This window comes from Prosthecobacter sp. (genome assembly GCF_046154365.1).
Taxonomy (GTDB): Bacteria; Verrucomicrobiota; Verrucomicrobiia; order Verrucomicrobiales; family Verrucomicrobiaceae; genus Prosthecobacter.
In genome coordinates this window covers 1-2,578 of sequence record NZ_JBJXFV010000077.1, presented here as the reverse complement: position 1 = coordinate 2,578, position 2,578 = coordinate 1, and the positions used below count along the sequence as shown (strand labels likewise).

The 2,578-nt window shown below is 61.4% G+C and carries 3 protein-coding genes; all 3 read right to left on the bottom strand.

Annotation, left to right across the window (positions count from 1 at the left end; genetic code table 11):
• Nucleotides 1-85 precede the first annotated feature (85 nt).
• On the bottom strand, nucleotides 86-952 hold the full coding sequence (locus ACKVY0_RS10360; RefSeq protein ID WP_409214744.1) for a hypothetical protein: 867 nt from the start codon (nucleotides 950-952) through the stop codon (nucleotides 86-88).
• Between the two features lie 68 nt (nucleotides 953-1,020).
• On the bottom strand, nucleotides 1,021-2,109 hold the full coding sequence (locus tag ACKVY0_RS10355) for an amidohydrolase family protein (RefSeq protein WP_409214743.1): 1,089 nt from the start codon (nucleotides 2,107-2,109) through the stop codon (nucleotides 1,021-1,023).
• Between the two features lie 5 nt (nucleotides 2,110-2,114).
• The coding region (locus tag ACKVY0_RS10350) for an exo-alpha-sialidase (protein ID WP_409214742.1) at nucleotides 2,115-2,578 on the bottom strand (464 nt) is incomplete at its 5' end.

Below are 2,578 nucleotides of genomic sequence, written 5' to 3'. Positions count from 1 at the left end.
AGGAATGGTGGGGCAGTGGAATGGGGGAAAAGGGTGATGGGAAAAACATTCCACTGCCCGTCCAGTCCTCTGCCCTTGCTGATCGTCAGGGTTTCAACTCAGCCAGCCGCTGCTTCACTTCATCGAGCAGGACGGCGGGAGCGCCGGGCACTTTCGCGGCTTGTTCGAAACTTTGGCGGGCCTTGGCCTTGTTGCCCATGTCGCGATAAACGTCGCCATAGCTCATCAGAGCCGTGCAGATCCAATGCGGGTCGTTGCGGGTGCTTTTGTCCAGCTCGGCGAGGTCCGCCAGAGCCGCATCGTATTTGCCGAGCGAGGAAAGCAGCCGGGCGCGTTCGCTCAACGCTCGTTGGAATGAGCCGCCGCTGGGTTTCAGGCGAATCATCTCGGCGTAGGCTTCGAGCGCCTTGGCCCCATCTTTCCCGGTGCGTTGCGCGTTTTGAGCGATCAGGTGCCAGGCGGCGGCCTGATTGTTCAGCGAAATGGAGTGTTGGATGGCCTGCATGGCATCCGCCTCAGCCGCCGCCATCTCGCCGAGGGCGGAGCGGGCACGAGCGCGAGCCATGAACGTGGGATAAATCAAAGCGTCCGGCCATGTGTTCGCATCGAGCCTCTCGGCCGCCTTGAGCAGTTCGGCCCATTTTCTGGCCTCCAGGTAAATATGGACCTTGGCAAAGTGGGACTCCGGTTTGAGCGGAATCCGGTCCGCCAGCAGCAGCGCCTCGTCGACTTGTTTGTTCCGAGCGGTGGCCAGTGCCGCCTGCCGCAGCGCATCGGACTTCTGCTCCGGCTTGGGTGCCGTTTCCGCCAGCTTCACGAAAAACGCCGCCGCCTCAGCGTGCTTTCCGCTTTGCACCAGTTTGAGCCCCTCTTGCCGCTCAGCGATGAACTGCGGCTCCGCCATGGCGGGCAGCGCGAGAAGGGTGACGAGGATGAGGAGCGGTCGAATCATGGGTCTTGGGTGTGGGTTGTGAAATGGAGTGATAATCGTCTTCGGAGTGGCGGATGGTTCGCGGCCGCTTACTTGCGCTCCCACGCTGCCTTCAGAAGGAAGACGCGCTCGGCGTTTTGGTGGTAGAACTTTTCCAGCACGGCACGCGGCAGGTTCAGCGCCTCGACCTGGCGGCCTTGGTGGCTGATCTGGCCCGTGCCCGCGTAATAGGCGTAGTCTTCGCGGTAAGACGTCTCCAGGAGCTGCAAGTGAGCATTCCGGCGCTCATCGCCCGGAGGCAGCGCCAGGAAATAGGGCTGCCAACCGGCGTCGAGGCCATACAGCACGCGGTCCTGGTATTTGATCAAAAACGCGCGGACTTTTTCGCTTGGCTGACGGACCAGAGTCTTCGTGCGGGCGGAGACTTCGGCATAAAAGTTGGGATAGCGATCCAGCCGCTTGGCGAGGGCATCGAGGTCGTGTTCGAGGCTGCCGACATGGGCTCCGACGACCACCAGCGTGGGGTGCTTTTCCATGATGCGATCCCGCGCCACCATGATCGACTCATGGCTTGGTATCTCCGGTCTGCCGTAAAAGTGGAACTGCTTTTGCCGGGAGTAATAGCTGTAGTGCGGGCTGTCCTTGTCGAGCGGCAGCCAGGCTTCGAGCGGCTCGGCGAGATGGGCGTAGAGCACCTTTTCCGACTTGGCGAGATAGGCGTAGATCGGGTCCCAGAGCGCATCGTCCGGCATTCGGAAGCTGCCGTCGGGCCGCTTGAGCGTGAGGCCGATTTCCTTCCAAATCTTCACGCCGAGCGCACCGCGCTCAAAGGTCTGTCCGAGCCAGGCGTTGACCTTGTCCGTGTAACCCGATTCATCGCAGCCCTGGAGTGAGAAGGTCGATATGACCGGATAAAGCTGAGGGTGCTGGCGATAGAGGTCGAAAGCCGTCTCGTGCATTCGCTCCAGGTGCTTGCCACCCACATTGACGCAGATATTGACCGTCTGGATGTTCAGTCGCCGGAACAGGGCATGAAAGGCGGGATCATCCTCGAACATGTGGGAATGGGCATCGACCTTCCGCATCGCCTCGAATGGAGGAGCGGCTTCTGCGGGCTCTGCCGAGATCGCCGGCAAGGCGAGCAGTAGCGTGGTGAGTAAAGAGAGCGTGTGTTTCATGCGGCCTACTTCTTCAAAACGATGCGTGCCGAGTGAATGTCGGCAAACAGCTCAGTGCTGGTGGCTTTGCGCTGTGCCCAGATGGCGAAGAGCGTGCCGTCTGCGAGTTCGGTGAGGGTGGGATAGCAGATGGACCAGCCGCCGACTTTCTCTGGTCGGTCGGCCAGCAAGGTCGGCTCACTCCAGGTGACTCCTTCATCGCGTGAGATGCGGATGAGCAATGGAAACCGGTGCGGATCAGGACCGGGATTGTAGGTCAGGACGAGTCTGCCATCGCGTGTGCAGAGCAGGTGGGAGGCGCTCGACGTGGAGGCGAGGCCGGTCTTCTCCGGTGCGCTCCACGTCTCGCCTTTGTCTCGGCTGATGGAGCGCCAGAGCTGGCCGTCCTTGGTGCGCAGCATCATGTGGATGGCTCCGGATTTTGTCTCCGCGATGCTCGGCTCGCCGCCCTGGCCTGCGGGATTCGCCA